This window comes from Bradyrhizobium sp. WSM3983, assembly GCF_000473045.1.
Lineage (GTDB): Bacteria > Pseudomonadota > Alphaproteobacteria > Rhizobiales > Xanthobacteraceae > Bradyrhizobium.
The window spans coordinates 1-15,452 of the sequence record NZ_AXAY01000051.1; the positions used below are offsets into that span (position 1 = coordinate 1).

At 60.6% G+C, this 15,452-nt stretch carries 14 protein-coding genes and 3 pseudogenes; 9 read left to right on the forward strand and 8 right to left on the reverse strand.

Annotated features, from left to right (window positions below; genetic code table 11):
- The first annotated feature begins 2,109 nt into the window (after positions 1–2,109).
- Positions 2,110–2,292 carry a zinc ribbon domain-containing protein gene (locus tag YUA_RS0139045; RefSeq protein WP_027535500.1) on the forward strand — a complete coding sequence of 61 codons (183 nt, stop codon included), beginning with the start codon at positions 2,110–2,112 and terminating at the stop codon, positions 2,290–2,292.
- 354 nt (positions 2,293–2,646) lie between these two features.
- Here the strand turns inward: YUA_RS0139045 and YUA_RS0139050 are convergent, their stop codons facing one another.
- Entirely contained in the window at positions 2,647–4,062 is a 1,416-nt protein-coding gene (locus YUA_RS0139050) for an alpha/beta fold hydrolase (RefSeq protein WP_027535501.1), read from the reverse strand.
- A 337-nt stretch (positions 4,063–4,399) separates the two neighbouring features.
- Here YUA_RS0139050 and YUA_RS0139055 point away from each other — a divergent pair, with 337 nt between their 5' ends.
- Both YUA_RS0139055 and YUA_RS0139060 read left to right on the forward strand, forming a co-directional pair.
- A complete protein-coding gene (locus tag YUA_RS0139055; RefSeq protein WP_027535502.1) occupies positions 4,400–4,600 on the forward strand; it encodes a DUF6494 family protein in 201 nt (66 codons plus the stop codon).
- A gap of 168 nt (positions 4,601–4,768) precedes the next feature.
- Positions 4,769–5,134 (forward strand): VOC family protein, encoded by a 366-nt coding sequence (locus YUA_RS0139060; RefSeq protein WP_027535503.1) that lies wholly within the window; start codon positions 4,769–4,771, stop codon positions 5,132–5,134.
- Positions 5,135–5,296: 162 nt separating this feature from the next.
- Here the strand turns inward: YUA_RS0139060 and YUA_RS46470 are convergent.
- Both YUA_RS46470 and YUA_RS0139070 read right to left on the reverse strand, forming a co-directional pair.
- Positions 5,297–5,992, reverse strand: a pseudogene (locus YUA_RS46470) (transposase); the annotation flags it as partial.
- Positions 5,993–6,113: 121 nt separating this feature from the next.
- Complete coding sequence (locus tag YUA_RS0139070) at positions 6,114–6,536, reverse strand: hypothetical protein (protein ID WP_027535504.1); 423 nt, start codon at positions 6,534–6,536, stop codon at positions 6,114–6,116.
- A 182-nt stretch (positions 6,537–6,718) separates the two neighbouring features.
- On the opposite strand from YUA_RS0139070, the gene YUA_RS0139075 reads away from it, so the two are divergent.
- Positions 6,719–6,928 carry a hypothetical protein gene (locus YUA_RS0139075; protein WP_027535505.1) on the forward strand — a complete coding sequence of 70 codons (210 nt, stop codon included), beginning with the start codon at positions 6,719–6,721 and terminating at the stop codon, positions 6,926–6,928.
- Positions 6,929–7,043: 115 nt separating this feature from the next.
- Entirely contained in the window at positions 7,044–7,421 is a 378-nt protein-coding gene (locus tag YUA_RS0139080; protein ID WP_156947593.1) for a hypothetical protein, read from the forward strand.
- Positions 7,422–7,737: 316 nt separating this feature from the next.
- Here YUA_RS0139080 and YUA_RS49420 read toward each other — a convergent pair whose 3' ends face one another.
- Entirely contained in the window at positions 7,738–7,980 is a 243-nt protein-coding gene (locus YUA_RS49420) for a PilZ domain-containing protein (RefSeq protein WP_084293160.1), read from the reverse strand.
- Between the two features lie 6 nt (positions 7,981–7,986).
- Positions 7,987–8,208, reverse strand: a complete 222-nt coding sequence (locus YUA_RS0139085) for a hypothetical protein (RefSeq protein WP_027535507.1) — start codon at positions 8,206–8,208, stop codon at positions 7,987–7,989.
- A gap of 1,267 nt (positions 8,209–9,475) precedes the next feature.
- On the opposite strand from YUA_RS0139085, the gene YUA_RS0139090 reads away from it, so the two are divergent.
- Positions 9,476–10,273, forward strand: coding sequence for a hypothetical protein (locus YUA_RS0139090; RefSeq protein WP_245285374.1), 798 nt, complete (start codon positions 9,476–9,478; stop codon positions 10,271–10,273).
- Positions 10,274–10,438: 165 nt separating this feature from the next.
- On the opposite strand, the gene ftsZ is transcribed toward YUA_RS0139090, so the two are convergent.
- Together ftsZ and YUA_RS0139100 are read right to left on the reverse strand one after the other, a co-directional pair.
- The gene (gene ftsZ, locus YUA_RS0139095) at positions 10,439–11,698 is read right to left on the reverse strand and encodes a cell division protein FtsZ (RefSeq protein WP_027535509.1); all 1,260 of its coding nucleotides are present in this window, start codon (positions 11,696–11,698) and stop codon (positions 10,439–10,441) included.
- A gap of 52 nt (positions 11,699–11,750) precedes the next feature.
- Positions 11,751–12,263, reverse strand: coding sequence for a hypothetical protein (locus YUA_RS0139100; RefSeq protein ID WP_027535510.1), 513 nt, complete (start codon positions 12,261–12,263; stop codon positions 11,751–11,753).
- A 697-nt stretch (positions 12,264–12,960) separates the two neighbouring features.
- Here YUA_RS0139100 and YUA_RS46475 point away from each other — a divergent pair.
- Positions 12,961–13,953 (forward strand): annotated as a pseudogene (locus YUA_RS46475) (tyrosine-type recombinase/integrase); the annotation flags it as partial.
- Between the two features lie 568 nt (positions 13,954–14,521).
- Here the strand turns inward: YUA_RS46475 and YUA_RS46480 are convergent.
- On the reverse strand, positions 14,522–14,980 hold the full coding sequence (locus tag YUA_RS46480; RefSeq protein ID WP_371259944.1) for an ArsR/SmtB family transcription factor: 459 nt from the start codon (positions 14,978–14,980) through the stop codon (positions 14,522–14,524).
- Here YUA_RS46480 and YUA_RS52890 point away from each other — a divergent pair.
- Positions 14,918–15,094, forward strand: a pseudogene (locus tag YUA_RS52890) (molybdopterin-binding protein); the annotation flags it as partial. The gene YUA_RS46480 and the pseudogene YUA_RS52890 overlap by 63 nt on opposite strands.
- Positions 15,095–15,205: 111 nt before the next feature.
- Positions 15,206–15,436 (forward strand): hypothetical protein, encoded by a 231-nt coding sequence (locus tag YUA_RS52205; RefSeq protein WP_245285375.1) that lies wholly within the window; start codon positions 15,206–15,208, stop codon positions 15,434–15,436.
- The last annotated feature ends 16 nt before the right edge of the window (positions 15,437–15,452 follow it).

The following is a 15,452-nucleotide window of genomic DNA, read 5'->3' on the forward strand; positions in this document are numbered from 1 at the left end:
GTGCTCACTGCAGAGGCTCGTAACGAGGCGCCGAGCCGGACGGCAACTTGGCTTGGCGTTCTACTGATGATGCTGGGGATGCTCTCTATTTTGAGCTCGATCCGCTCGCTTCGGCACGCGGTGAGATTGCGCCACTGAAGCGCACTATCCTGGTTTGCCTGATCCGTCGTCGCGCCGTCGATGAGGTCTAGCGAGCTAGTATAGCGGAATTGCCACAGGTACAAAGTTCCGCGCGCATGCATTGAAGTTTGGCGCGGCCTTAGACGGACGTTCGAGTACGGTGACGGTCCCCCCTTTGGGATGGGACTGCATCATGCGGTACAAAGTGTTCGTGGTGGACAGCAGCCGGCACGTGATTTGTGCCGCAAAGCTCGACTGCATTGACGAGCAGGCGGCGAGACGTCGAGCCGAACAAATGTATGGCGAGCACGATGTTGAGCTTTGGGAAGGTGATCGCCTCGTTGCTGTATTTGGAGGTGAAACGTCGAACGAACAATCGAGGCGACCGCTCCGTCCTACATAGACGGCCGGTCTCACCGCCGGGTAGTTCGAACATTAGCCATGCCGGTCTAGCAGGTTGCCGACATGTCGCATCGAAGCTCAATGAGCTAAAGCCGCAGCCGCCAGATGCTCCCGGTACTCTGCCTCTGCGGGCAGTTTCCAATGCTGCCTACCAGGGTCTTGTTGCGCGTTTAAGCGCATCTTCCCACCATGGCGCGCGTGTCCAGGAGCGTGCGGAAGGCAACGCATTCATGCGCAGCTCGGAAGCAAGCGTCCCAGTGTCGGAATCCGAACCGACCGAGCGCGAGCACTCTTCTCTAATCGGTGGTTGCTGAGAACCGAACCATATTGGCGATCAGCCCGGCGCAAAGGCCGGGCTTGTTCGTCGCGCTCAGTGCTGCTTCCCGTTCAATTCTCTCAGCAAGGCATGTAGGAAGTCGCTGGCATGATCGTATTCGACGCGGCCATCGGCAACCGCGCGCGCGCGGACATAGGACATTGCCAACAGTCTCGGGATCGAGCGTGTTGACGCGCTCAGACCACAGCTCAAGTAGACCGTCAGGTATGTCGTCGCTGGATCTGAACAGCTTCGTGAGGCAATGCTCGCCGTCGTGCCTCTGATCGTGGTGCGCTTTGGCAGCATACAAGGCGAACAGACCGCGGAATGCTTCGCGGGAAACAGCGATCCTGGCCATTATTTCACCCAAATCACTGAAGTATCGCTACATTCTAGCAATCTAAAAAAGTCGCCTAAAATAACACAAGGCCGGCTCGGGAAAAATATGAAAGTGGGTCAGCAAAGTTGCCGCAAGCTGGTAGCTCGCCCATTCGTGTAGATGGAAAGTCTGAGTTCGCGGGGCACTTCCCTTTCTTTGCTCGGGCTGGGACCGCGCTTGAGAAGCAGCTCCGTCACATGCCGCGCTGGCAGCGTGCTCCAGGAGTGAGTGAGCTCTGAAGCGAGACCGTTGGTGCAATCCGGTGCCGGTATGGCTCGGTACAGGCCCTTTCGATAGACGACCTCGGCCTCCGAAAATCCCGCGTCCGCTTCCCGCTGTGGCAGCGCCCCTTCGCGCGGCATGGGCGGAGTTAGCGATGAGTATAGCGCAGGGGGGGGCGCGGCATAGGCGTCGGGCGCTTGCGGGTTTGGCCACTGACCTATGCCTAGGCGCCTTTTTTCCGCCCAGCACGAGTTTTCAGTTGGCTACCCGCTGCGATCTTGACCGGCGTTTCCGACTGACATCCGTTGCGCAATGCAGCGTCGAATGCGAACGGACGCTCGCCCCACTCGTACTCACTCGGGCTTGGGGGATCCGGCCCTTGCCGCCGTATTTCGTGCAGCGACCCGGATAGATCTTGCGGCCGGCCTCCGGCTCTCGGACGGGCAACGATCCTGAGCCGTCGCAGGCGTCGCATTTGATTTCGGCGACCCCCCTGTAAAACACTTCCATGACGTCAGCCCACAACATCACTGAAAGCTGGATTTCAGTAGGGCGACGAACGTGCGTCAAGTGGGAAGCCGCACGTCTGCTCTTTTGCTGAGCACCTTCTACGAGGCGCTTGCGTCAGCGCGGCGTGCGGACCTAGGCTGTCCACCGCAGGGAAATATCGATGGCAGTGCTCTACTCAAGTCGGAAGCCGTGCCCGGCGTGCGGCAAGCCGATGACGGCCGTGCCGGACGACGTCGCGCAGGGCCGGCAGCGATACGTTTGCAACTCCTGCGACGACGACCCGCTGCACGATCCCGCAGCGCGCAAGTGGGCCGAAAGTCCGCTGAAGCCGCCGGTGAGATAGCGCGCGCTGTGGGCTCAAGGGAGCCGGCGATGCGGCGCTTCGTCTTGGCGGCTTTGCGCCGCTTCGCGTTACTTGCCGTGCCGTCTGTCCTTGAAGGCATTGCCATTGTCCGCCGCTGCTCTAGACAGGCATCTTATCGGTCTTGACCGCCAGGCTGGAAGGCCCGGATTGTCATCGGTCGAAATTGGCCATGATGTCGCAGATGGGTCACGAGCGGCGGTCGAGGGAAGCGCCCGGCGTGTCCGTTCCAAGCCAGACAGCCGACGTACTGCCAGCCAGACCGCTATTCAGCTCAAAGGCCCATAAGCGGAAATTCGCGACGAGTCGCACTGTCGAGCTTGGCTGTCGACGATCTCAACCCGATCCACTCACGAAATTCTTCAGCTCGCCCAAGAACTGCGCCACCCCCGGATCCTGCTCAAGCAAGACATGGTTTTTACCCGGCAACGCAACGAAACGGGCATTTGGAATTGCAGCGGCAATTTCGCGGCCCCAGGCGATCGGCACCCGAAGATCACCGCGGGCGTGCATCACCAGCGTAGGGGACTGTACCTGAGGCAACAAATGCCGAACATCGAACTCGCCGACTGTCTCAAGATAGCGCACGGCGCACTCCGGCGACGCACTCAGACGCTGGATTTCGTTAAATGCGTCGGCCTGCTCCCGCGTCGCCGTCGGCATCATGGCCGACGTAAATATCTGGCGGAATGTTGCGTCGTCCGAACCCCACCCAAGCTTCATCAAGGTCTTCATCGCCGCCCAACGATCGCGATCTGCGGCGGTGGTATTGGGTCTCTTATGGATCCCGGCTGCAAAACCTCCATACAGGATCAAATGCGAGATGCGGTCCGGGTGTTTTGCCGCGTAGGCGACCGAGACTGCGCAGCCCTGCGAATATCCCAGCAAGGGAAATCGATCGAGACCGGCGGCATCGACCACCGTCTCCATGTCGCTGACCCACGCATCGAAGGATATCTCGCCGACGTCCCAGTCGGAGAGACCGTTGCCGCGCGCATCGTAGCGAACCAGCGTAAATGATTTTGCCAGCTCGAGCAGACTATGGCGGAAAATCGGTAGCTCCCAATCGTACTCCAGATGACCCATCCAATGGGCTGATCGCACGAGCGGCGGCCCCGACCCGACCTTTGCATGCGCCAAACGGACGCCGTCAGGCGCACTGCAATACCGTATCTCCTGCTTGAGGTCGGATTTGGCGAGAACTTGTGCCGCCAACGATCCACCATCGTTCAGCTCAAGGCGGTAAATCTCTATTGGCCGAGTGATGTTCTTCAGGTTTTGTCGGCCGAGTTCACGGCACGAGAGAGCAACCTTTCCCTCGACGAGGTCCAGGACCTGGCGCGAAACGCAGATACCGCCGCGGGTAGCAATGCCCTCAAGGCGCGCAGCGACATTCACACCGTCACCGAACACGTCGCCGCCGTCCTCGATCACGTCACCTATGTTGATGCCCATCCGGAATTCGATGCGCCTGTCGGGATTGATCTTCGCATTACGCGCAGCCATCCCGCGCTGAATTTCGAGCGCGCACTTTACTGCATCGACCACGCTTGGGAACTCGACGAGTATCCCATCTCCCATCGTCTTAAAGATGCGTCCGTGGTGCTGCTTGATTTTGGGATCGCTGAGCGTGCGCCGATGCGCCTTCAAGGCCGAGAGCGTGCCCTCTTCATCAGCAGCCATCAACTTGCTGTAACCCGCGACGTCAGCCGCGAGGATTGCTGCGAGACGCCGCTCGACGTGTTGCCGCATCGGCCCGGATCCGCTTGCTCTGAGCTGCTGACTTTACGAGTGCGCCTAGAGCGTGTCTATAGAGCGCGCTTGTTAGTCAAGGGTGAAGAGCTGGGCGGGCCGGCTTCCTCCAAGGCCGCTTCGGGTCACAAGCAGCGGTCGAGGACCGCGCTCAGCCGTGTCCGGTCCACCTCAGACTGCCTATATTGCAGCGCCAGGTGTAGGTCTTCAGATCCGGGTCGAGGTTGGTAGGCGATCCAGGTAAGCAGGAAGTCGGCGGCGACGCGAGCGTGGCCTCGATGTTTGGTCTTTGCTCACCTCGTGTTAGACTTTGCCTACCCGATCAGGGAGAACAGCCATGACAGCCGAGTTCGATGAAGATCGCTTCAATATGGCCATCCGTAAATTTCTGAAGCATGTCGGAGTTACATCGCAGCGTGAAATCGAGAACCTAGTGCGAAGCGGGGCGGTGAAAGGGGGCAAGCTCAAACTGCGAATGACCCTGTCCGCTGAGGGGACGCCGCTGAAACATGTTGTCGAGGAAACAGTCGCACTCTGACGAGGTCCCGGCTGCCCGGCATTGCCGCCCTCTTGGTGGAGGATTCAATCCTGCTGATTTCCAATTTGGTCTGTGGTGTCGATTCGAAAACTTCCGTGATAGGGCTCTGACCGGGAGAGAAGTCTTAACTACAAACGACGCAGGAAATAGAGCAGGAGAGTTCTTTCCATGATCGAGGGGATCAGTGCGGTCACGCTCGGCACCCACGAAATGCCACGGGCTGTCCGATTCTACCGCGCCTTGGGGTTTGAGGTCCTGCATGGCGGCGAACAGTCGTCATTCACCAGCTTTCGGGTTGGAGCGAGTTATCTCAACCTCATCGTCCAGCCTGCCGATCGGTGCTGGTCCTGGTGGGGACGTATAATCTTTTATGTTGCCGATGTTGACACACTTTACGACCGTTCGCTTGCAGCAGGATACCAGCCGGCTACTGTCCCCCGCGACGCCGAATGGGGTGAGCGCTACTTCCACCTGATTGATCCCGATGGCCACGAACTCAGTTTCGCCCGGCCTCTGCTCCCGGCTTCCGTCTAATAGCAGCTCGAAGCGACCTACCATTCCGCGCGGCAGCCGGGCTGGATACTCAAATGCCACGCCGCATAACAATTATCCTCGGTGACGGCGTAACGCGTTCATCCTCCGCCATCGCCGCGTCGCGCTAATGCTAACATCGCTGGATGTCGCAGAAGGGTCACGAGCGTCGGTTAGCGAGATTTGCTTGTCCTCGCTCTTCATCATCTCCGTATTGATCGCATTGAGCCGGACGGTCTCCTCCTTGAGCTTCTCGATTTTACCCTTCAACCGCTCAACCTTCGCCTCTGGCACTGCATCGCCGTGCCGATCGGCGGTCTCGAGCTGCGAGAGATAGCGGGCGATGCTCTCGTCGATCCGCTCGAGGCGCCGCTTCATCTTCGCCTCGGTGAAGTTCTTGTCCCGCGCATTGACAGCCTTGAACTTCGATCCATCGATGGCGACGCTCGCTGCAGCAAGCAGATCAAGCTTGCGGCACAGCGCGACGAACTCGCGGCAGACCTCACGAATGGCCTTGCCATTGTCCCTGCGGAAATCCGCGATGGTCTTGAAGTCCGGCGCCAGTTGCCTGGTCAGCCAGATCATCTCGATATTGCGCTGGCATTCCCGCTCCAGACGTCGGCTCGACGGCACGCGATTGAGGTAGCCGTAGATGTAGAGCTTGAGCATCATGCCGGGATGGTAGCCGGGTCGGCCGGTGTCGAGTGGCTGGACACCGACAAATCCGAGCTTGTCGAGATCGAGACAGTCGACAAACACGTCGACCGCTCGCACTGGGTTGTCCTCGGTCACATAGTCGTCGAGCGATGCCGGAAACAGTGTGCTCTGCCCGCGATCCAATCCTTCAACAAAGCGCTTCATCAGATGCCCCGCAAGATCACCGGGAATCTTATCGCGCGAATCACAGAAAACAGAGCCTTTTCACACAGCCTGGGCCATGAGCCGACGTCGCTCCAATCCAGCGCGATACTTGCCAGGCTTCTTAGCGGCCGTAAGGGAAGCAGCGGTGGCGATCGAGTGTGAGACCGAAATGCGCTCCCAGCGCAGCGATGGCCGCCTCCTGTTCGGGATAAGGATCGGCATTGGATGCGGCAACGATGATGATCCGGAACCTGCCGCGATCCTTGCCGCCCGGTGGCAGCATCGCTGTAGCCAGTGCATTGCCCTCTCTGTCGCGCAACGTGAGGAAAACCGGCATCTCTCGCCGTACATGGGCCTCGAGGCCGATGTCGCGCTCGATCGCGTTGGGCCGCTCGGGACGCCAGGACTGGACCGCCTTCTCCCGCTCGTTGTGGAAATATTTCTCGACTGTGTGGTTCATCAGGCGCGACTCATGCGCCGCTTCACCTTCGGTCTCGATACGAAACCAGGTCTTACCCTTCGGCGCGTCGCAAACATACTGCATTTCGCTCGTCCTGCGATCGCCGCAATTCTAGGGCGGCGGGCCTGCAAAGCCAATATGAGACTAGCCCCGTGTATAGCGCTGCACGATCAGAGGGGCTAAGAGTTCTTGATTGGACGTTGAACTTCTAGTGAGCCCAAACAATAGTAGGTCGACTGGAATAATCCTCTTCAAGGAGCGTCCCGATGCCTGACGTAAGGGAAAAGCAACGCGAAGCCCGCCGGAAGATCATTCGCCAATGGGCGAAGCTTCCGAAGGATAAACGGCAGTCTATGGAGGGCATTTCTGAGTTCGCCAGGACCGCTGCTCAGCAGAACGAGAACGCATTCGTCCGCAGTCGTCGCGATGCGTATCAGAAGATCATGGGATGGCTATTACCGCGTGCTCATCTCTGAACGACTGAGTCCTCTGCACATTCTTCGAAGGCGACACCGAAATTTCGGCAAAGTCATCGAATGTCCTGCCGTGTCCGAACCCCCGACAGGGCCGTCACAAAGCGACGAGATAACTGTGAAGCTGAAAGCAACCATCGTCGTCGCTGCGCTGCTAGCTGCAACGGCTGCACATGCCGAGACGATCGATCTGAAATGCTGGGCGCGGGGCCTTACGGGTGGCGAGCGCAACTCGGTCTACATAATCGGGGAACAGGTCACCGTTAATCTGGACGAGGGGACGATGCACTCTCGGACATTCGGAAGCAATTTGGCCGTCCACATCACGGATACGCACTTGTTCTTTGAGACGGCGCTTACGCTCGGCAACATTTGGCTACATCTGTTCGACCCGACCGCTGTCTGGCAAGGTTTCATCAACCGCGTCGACGGCACGCTTAAGGCGCATAGGCGCGACGGTACTGTCATCGGCGGGCACTGCCAGCTGGTCGGCTGAACCTGCCCATTTCGCAGATGGGTCACAAGCTGCGGTCAGCACGTCAATCGTGCGAGGTCCGGTCCTCAGGCAGCCGACGTGGCGACGACTCGCTCGTTTGTTCGGCTTAGGGCCCAGAACCGGAAGTAGCCCCCGGTCGTGCCCGGTCGTGGGAGAGCCGCTACAGGATCAGCAGTGATGTCAACGATGCCGGCATGGCAAGCCGTGGCCTTGGCCTTCACCGCGCACGGTCGCGCTGCTGCCGAGCTGGATCATCAACCGCCGACGCGAGCGCATTGTTGACGGCGACGGCCGACCGCAAGGACTCTTGATGACGCTAATCGAAAGTTACGCCAATCCTGTATGGTCTTCGCCAGACCACGCGGCACGATATCTTCAGTTTGTCTTCAGGTATGATCAACGTGAACGCGGCGGGAATTGTAGCGCTCAGATCGGAAAGCTGCAGAGCGGCGCCCGTAATCGAAAGATCACGAATAATGCAGGAGCTCTTGTCGCCGCCATATTCAATCTGCGCCGGCTTCGAAACGCGATAGCGAGGCGCAATCCGGGTTTCGAGCACTGAGGATCACTCCCAATTCATTCCATATTCGTCGGTCGTTTGATTGATCCAGAGCAGAGCAGCTCTCGTATCGAGCCAAATCAGACGCTCATCTCCGAGCTCTTCGTCAGAAGTCATATGCAGCAGGAACTCATTCTCGGCGAACCTAAAAAGGCTATCGCGCGCCTGACGTTCAGCAAGCGTTTGAGCTGCTATAAATGCATACTTTCGCGTAGCGACGAGATGCATGGGAAATCATCCTAGAAAAGCGAAGTGAATTCCCGTAAAATCCATTAAAAGGACGTGGCTCTAGGCTATTGCCGAATGAACACCTTGGCATGTGGCCGACGCGGCACAATGTAGAAACGGGCTTCGCACTCGGCGCAGGTCGGATGCTCGGCGATATCGACGCGGAGCCCGGATCGCAATTGTCTCGCGCCGCGATCCGGGCACTCATGGTTGTTTAGCGCGTCAAGAATATTGGTCTCGCTCATCATGCTCCCGCTTGGTCGACAACAGGTGCAGTCAGGCATCAAAGGAGTGTCCAATGTGCTTGGCCATCATGATGACCGCATCGGTGTATTGGCCATTGGATGTGTATTGATTGCCAGAACGGCAATCATGAACCCCTTGAGCATAACGGCCTCTCGTATGAAGAGACTGCCAACCGAGCAGGTCTTGATCAATCGAACTTCGATATTGGGTGTCGCCGCCGCGACGATTTGCAATGGCCACAAGGTTGGCAAAGAGCCGTAACTAATTCATTAAAGCGCGCGAAGAAGCTGCGCTGGCGGCGCTAACCGCCTCGGGTCGCAACCGGCGGTCGAGGCAAGCGCCGGGGCGTGCCCGGTCTAACTCAGACAGCTGACGTGCTGGCAGCCGGACCACTGTTCGGCTCAGGGCCACCACCGGAAAGCTGCAGCCCGCTTCTGCGGGATCACCCGCGAGACAATCAGGGGGCGGCAACTACAACCGTTTCTTCGATTATCTTCGGCTGTCCACCTTCGCTGATAAGGATGGATGAGTAATAACCGTGAAACGACCGATCTCCGACCTTGGCCTGCCATGTTCCGGCTTTGAAAACGAAGGTGCCTTCGGGACGCGAGATGGTTCTTTGAACCGAATAGTCATGCAGTCGGAGCTTGAGAGCGTCGCTGAAATTCCGGCGAATGGCGTCCCGATCCTGTGCGTCACCCGCACAGCGTTCTCTGCAAATGTCGCGGCCATAGTATCCAAATCACCGCGATTGTACGCGTCTGAATGCTTGTGCATCTCGTGAGGTCTCGCCCGTTCGCTCGGCAGAAGGAGCTCGTTATCCGCATCGATGTCGGACGGCAAGCTCATCTCAATGGCGACCTCGTTAAGGCCAATGAGCAGATCTTGGGTCGCTCTCGACCAGGGCCGAGAAAAAGGAGGCGTCAGTGCTTACAGATGACAAGGTTATTCGGCTCGGGTTTGGCTGCGTGCTCCATGGGATGCGCCACCGGGTGATGCTACCGAAGCGAGTATAGCGGAAATGGATGGCAGCGAGGAGACGAGCCGGCGCTGCCCGGCATGGCGCCCCATTGCTGCATCAATTGTTGATATTAACCACTTGTTAACCATGCCGTCGCCTAATGTTGATGAGTGGGGGATCACCATGTCGGCCCATGTGACGCGACCGAAGTTGATGCCTGTTTCGGCCGATCCAGCCTTCCGTTCGCTTACCAGGCTGGGGGTTCGCGCCAAGGCCGTCCTACAGACCAAAACGGCTGTCCTACGGAGCAAAGCCATGTTTGGAAAGGACGACTTAGTGGACAATCTCAGCCGCGATCTCGATCGCGCGCGCGGAAGACGCGATGCACTCGCATCCGAAGCCACGACCCTGATGGCCCAGATCGCTGAAATTGAAGCCCGCCTTTCGGAGGAGAAGAAAAGGCGGGAGCGTGAGCGCGTTTTGGTTGAAATCGAAGCGATCAAGACGCGAATCAAGCAAGCCGCCGGCGCGTTTGCGCCTGTCGTCGATGGTCTCTCCAAGGCGATCGAATCGGCTGCGGCAGTCGTGCCCGAGGCGCGCGAGCTCAACAGTTTCCTGGTGTCGGTGGCGACCGAAATCGACAGCGTGCTCGATCCCCTGTTGCGCGAACTGGACCAGCGCGCGGATGCGCTGCGAACAGGCCACGTCGCGCTGGACCTCCCGAGTTCGGCCGATGAACCGGCGATCGAGCTGCCGAAAGACAGCAACGAACGCCTGCTTCGTTTTCCTGCGTGGCTGTCTCGCGACAAGGGGGCGGACAAGGAAACAGCGGAGAGCCCGCGCAGCACGGCAGCGTGAGCGATCGGCGCGCTGCGAAGCTTAAGAAGCTTGTCTGCAGATCTGACGTTCGGAGCCCCTGGGGAGAGGTGGTTCTCCGAACAAATCTGATTTCATCGCACTCTGGAGCCGCGTCGCGGTCCGTGTCCGGCATTGGACACGAGTAACTCCAGCTCCTGCCACCGCTCAGTTGGCGGCGCGGCGCAGGAAGGCCGGGATATCGAGAATGGCCTCGTCGGGCGCATTGTGCGCAACGGTGCGGCCGTAAGGATCGAGCGGCCGGTCGGCTGCGTGGCGCGCATAATCCAGACTCGGCCTTCCCGGTGGCCCCACGGGGTGGTGCGGCTGGGGGCGGAGCGTTGGGCTTTCCACTTGCGGAAGGGGAGCGCTGCGCTCGATTCGATCGGCGATGCGGCGGCCGTCGTTGCGCAGCCTGCCGGCGAGCTGCGTGAGTGCGGTTTCCACCGGTTGCGCCTGCTGTGCCGGGTTGAGATTATCGATTCCGGTCGCCACGACTGAGACGCGGACGATGCCTTCGAGGCTGTCATCAAACGACGCGCCGACGATGATGTTGGCGTCCGGATCAGCCTCGTCGCGAATGCGGGTCGCGGCTTCGTCGACCTCGTACAGCATGAGATCCTTGCCGCCGGTGATGGAGATGATGAGGCCACTGGCGCGCTTGATAGAGGGATTCTCGATCAACGGATTGGAAATCGCGGCCACGGCGGCGGCAAGCACGCGCTTCTCGCCGGAAGCCTCGCCCCGTCCCATCATGGCCTTGCCCTTCTCCTTCATGACAGAGAGAACGTCGGCAAAATCGAGGTTGATCAGGCCTTCCTTGACGATGAGGTCGCTGATGCAGGCCACGCCCGAATAAAGCACTTGGTCGGCAAGGGCGAAGGCATCGGCGAATGTGGTCTTCTCGTTGGCCACCCGGAATAGGTTCTGGTTCGGGATGATCAGCAGGGTGTCGACCGTCTTCAGCAACTCCTCGATGCCGGCTTCGGCAAAGCGCATGCGGCGCTGGCCCTCGAAGTAGAACGGCTTGGTGACCACGCCGATCGTGAGAATGCCGAGCTCGCGCGCGGTCCTGGCGACGATGGGTGCAGCTCCGGTGCCGGTGCCGCCGCCCATGCCGGCCGTCACGAACACCATGTGTGCGCCGGTCAATTGATCGCGGATCGTATCGATCGCCTCTTCGGCTGCGGCGCGTCCCAATTCCGGCTGCGAGCCGGCGCCGAGGCCTGCGGTTACCTTTGTGCCGAGCTGGATCAGGCGCCTCGCCTTCGACATGGCCAGCGCCTGCGCGTCGGTATTGGCGACCACGAACTCGACCCCTTGCAGCCCGGCCGTGATCATGTTGTTGACCGCATTGCCGCCGGCGCCGCCGACCCCGAACACGACGATGCGGGCCTTCATTTCGTGGACATCGGTGATGCCAGTCATGCTTCCCTCGTGATTGCTCCGGCAAGCCGGGGATGAAGATGAGTATCGAGCGCTACCTGCAAGCCGCGCGGTCTGCTTCCACGATCGCAGCGGCGAGATGTCCCAATCGACGCGCGGCATGTCCCGCGATCGCGCCGCCCGCCTGGCGACCGGTCCGCAGAAGCGCCACTTCGTCTTCCAATCGTGCCGCCCACGCATCGGCTGCCGCCGTCTTGGCGGCCGCCTGCATCAGCTCGACGGCGAGGCGATCGGCTCGCTCGCGCTCGCGCTCGAAATCTGCCCTGTTGCCGGCTGCTACTGCTTCGAGCCGCGCGACCTCCGCCTTGAATGCCTCGATCTTGACGGCCTCGATCTTTGCCAGGGAGCATCGATCGGGTCTGCCCGGCGGGCGCGTCGTGGGCAGGGGTGTGTAGCGGAGCTCGGAGAAATCAACGCTCACCAGGGCCTTGCCGTCCTCCGACCGCGAGCGCGGCAACCGGCGGCGTCTCGCCAGCGAACGAGCGGCCTCTCGGGAGATATCGAGGCGGGCACTGAGATCGGCATACGTCAACAACTCAACGCACATCAACGCTGCTCCTGGAGCGAACCGGGAAGGCATTTCGAGCTAGTGATGGCTGGACGATTACAGCAGGCTAGGCTGCGTTGGTTAATGGGCAGTTAACGCGCGAGGGGCGCTGTTTACGAGTGCCGTCACGGTGCCGAGCCTCTGCCGCGGCTGCGTCTTGTCCGTCTTGCGCAGGCAACGATATGGATTTTCACGCCATCGCCAAACGCGGTGGTCGACAGTTTTGCGCCATGGCAGGAAGTCGGCTCCGGAGCATTGGACCGCGGTAGAGGCCAACGTCCTCTCTGGGGTCAATCGCGTCGGTTTGGCGCGCTGCCAGCGACTTCCGATCTACCCCAAACTCCAGACATGCTGCTAGATGGCCTGAAGCGTCCGCATGCAGTAGCAGCCCTGTCCGAAAGCACAGGCCGGCCGCTAGGGCTTGTTCGCGTCCTTTGCAGGTGTTGGAACCAGCCGATTCTGCCGAACCTTATGGGTCACGGCAGTATCGGGTGTTTCCGCTCGCGCCAGCCATTTCTCCATCTGACGTAACCAGAAGTCGCGGTGAACCGGATCGGTGCTTGCTTGCTCCCGGCAGGTAGAGGCGTCTCTCATACTAGAGACAAACAGCAGTCCATAGTGTCGGTGATTTCCCTCAGCACCAGAACTACGGTTTTGTACGCTAGTCTAACCTGGCCGCTCCGCCGGGACTTCTCTTTTGGGCACCCTCATTGTTGAAGATGGCCCCTACCAGACGTCCTTGACCGAACGTCAAGTCGTCAACTGGAAGCCAGCAATGTCGGCGCTGCGGCGCGGGCTCAAGGATCACGCCGAGAGCGGCGTGGGGGACCTGACGCGACGGCAGATCATGGCTGCGGTCGACAAGATTGCCAAGACCGGCAAGCGCGGTGCAGCCAAGGACTTGCGCAAGCACGTCCATACCTTGCTCGAATGGTGCGTCGGCGAGGGCTATGTCGAGCACAACGTGCTCGCCGGCTATCGCGCGCCCAAGGAAACCCGCGCGCAACGGGTCGGACGCCGAACGAAGGGCCGCGCGCTGACCGATGAGGAAATCATCAAGGTTTGGGATGCGTCCGGCAAGCTCGGGACGTTCGGTCTCCTGACCCGCATGTGCCTGCTCGGCGGCCCGCGCCGCAGCGAGCCGACCATGATCGAGTGGCGAAAGCACATCATGGACGACCGGATTACCTTCGATGCGGCATGGACCAAGATGGGCCTGCACCACGATGTGCCGCGCACTCACCTGGTTGACGAGGTGCTCATGGCCGCGAAGCATTTCCAGCGGGCAACCTCCGACTATGTCTTTCCGTCACCAAAGACCGGCGGCCAGATGTCCGGCTTCACCAAGATGGTCAACCGCTTGGTCAAGGAAGCGAGCGTCGCCAAGTTCACCATGCATGACTTAAGGCGCAGCTTGCGCACCATCATGTCACGCAGTGGCTACGACAACGAAATCCAGCGGCTGTGTGTTGGGCAAAAGCCAAGCGGAATCGATCAGGTTTACAATCACGACGAACAGTGGATCATCCGCAAGATGGCGTTCGAAGCGGCTCACGACTACATTGCGGAGTTGATCGGCGCGAAACGGGTCGGCAAAATCGTGCGCCTGCAGCGGACAAATCCGCTTGACCCGATCAAGGCCGAGCTCCTCGGCCGTCTCCGTGAGCATTATGCGGCTGAGCCGTCCTAGTTGGTCTTATCTCACCCGGCCAGATAGTCGCGCACCGCGTCGACACGATAGAGCGGCCGGCCGTCGACGTAGCGCCATTCAGTGAGTGGTTCGGATCCCGCCGCCACTGCTCCAGCGCGCCGGGCGTGCGCCGGATAACGGCAGCTGCCTCCAATGCCGTCAAATTAGAGCTGCCGGGCAGCGTATCGATATCGAACGTCGCGGGCGGCGGCACGCCACGGTTCTTTCGATGGCGCTTCGCCGCGCACGGCATTTTGCTGGAATCTGCCGACTCAAATGCCTCAATCCGAGTCTTTTCGTCCTTGCCGCGCATGCCTCCGTCCCGAACCATGATCGGTCTGAGGCAATAAGATCGTAGGCTGATCCAGCGAGAAAGAAATTAAGTACGAAGGTATGGCTGCTGGGTAGCTGTGGCGTACAAATAGGACGGATCGGTTCGATTGAGGGCGCACCGGCGAGACCGATAAACCCGAATCGGTGTTCGTGGGCGGCGCTCGCCGCCGCGTGCCCGCCCAGGAATCCTGCGAGCGTCTGGACCGCCAGTCCCCAAAGCGTCCAGGTCACTGGATCAGCCCTTCCGCTTGACCGCCTTCTTTGCCGGCTTCGCCGTCCCAGGCGCGCAGCATGCCGCGGCGTCGGCGGCGACGAGGTTGCAGAGCTCCGGATGGCCATCACAGCAGTCATTGACCAAGAACGCGATCACTGACCGCATGCCCTCCACGTCGGACTGGTAGATGATGGTCCGGCCCTCGCGTGAGGAGCGAAGGAGGCCCGCCCGCACCAGGATGGCGAGATGGCTGGAGAGGGTGTTGTGGGGGGCGCCGATGGTGTCGGCGATGACCCCCGCGGTGATCCCGACCGGTTCGTGCCTCACCAAAAGGCGGAAGATGGCCAGGCGCGTCGGCTGACGCCGCTGGGCCGTTGCCGCGACGACTGCGGACGTTTGGCGCGACGGCTCGCGCAGATGGCCCGTTCCTACGATCTCCTGATCTGCTCGGGGGGCGTTTCGGGCAGCGACGCGGACCACGTCGTCGCAGCGACCCTCGACGCAGGCGGCGCCTGCGCGAAACTCTCGCTCGCCCTCAAACCCGGCAAGCCTCTGGCGGTCGGCAGCATCGGCAGGATGGCGATTCTCGCGCTCCCCGGAAATCCGTTCGCTTCGCTCGTCGGAGCGCTGCTCTTCGCCAGGCCGATGCTCCGGGGCCTCGCCGGAGGAGAGGGACCGGGGCCGCGGACGATCGTGGGACGGACCATGGAGAAGTTCGGCCATCGCGCCGGCCGCCGGGAGTTCGTGCCGGTCCGTGCGTCCGGCGTAGCGGACTGCGGCGCGCCTCTTCTCGAAAAGCTCGGCCGCGGAGGTTCGGCTCGCCTCTGGCCGCTCGTCGTCGCCGACGGCCTGGCCAGCATCCCGGCCGAGCTCGACGACCTCGCTCCCGATTCGCCGATCGACTACTGCCCCTTCGATACGGCCTTCAGGCTTTAGCGGCCGCCTCCGGCAT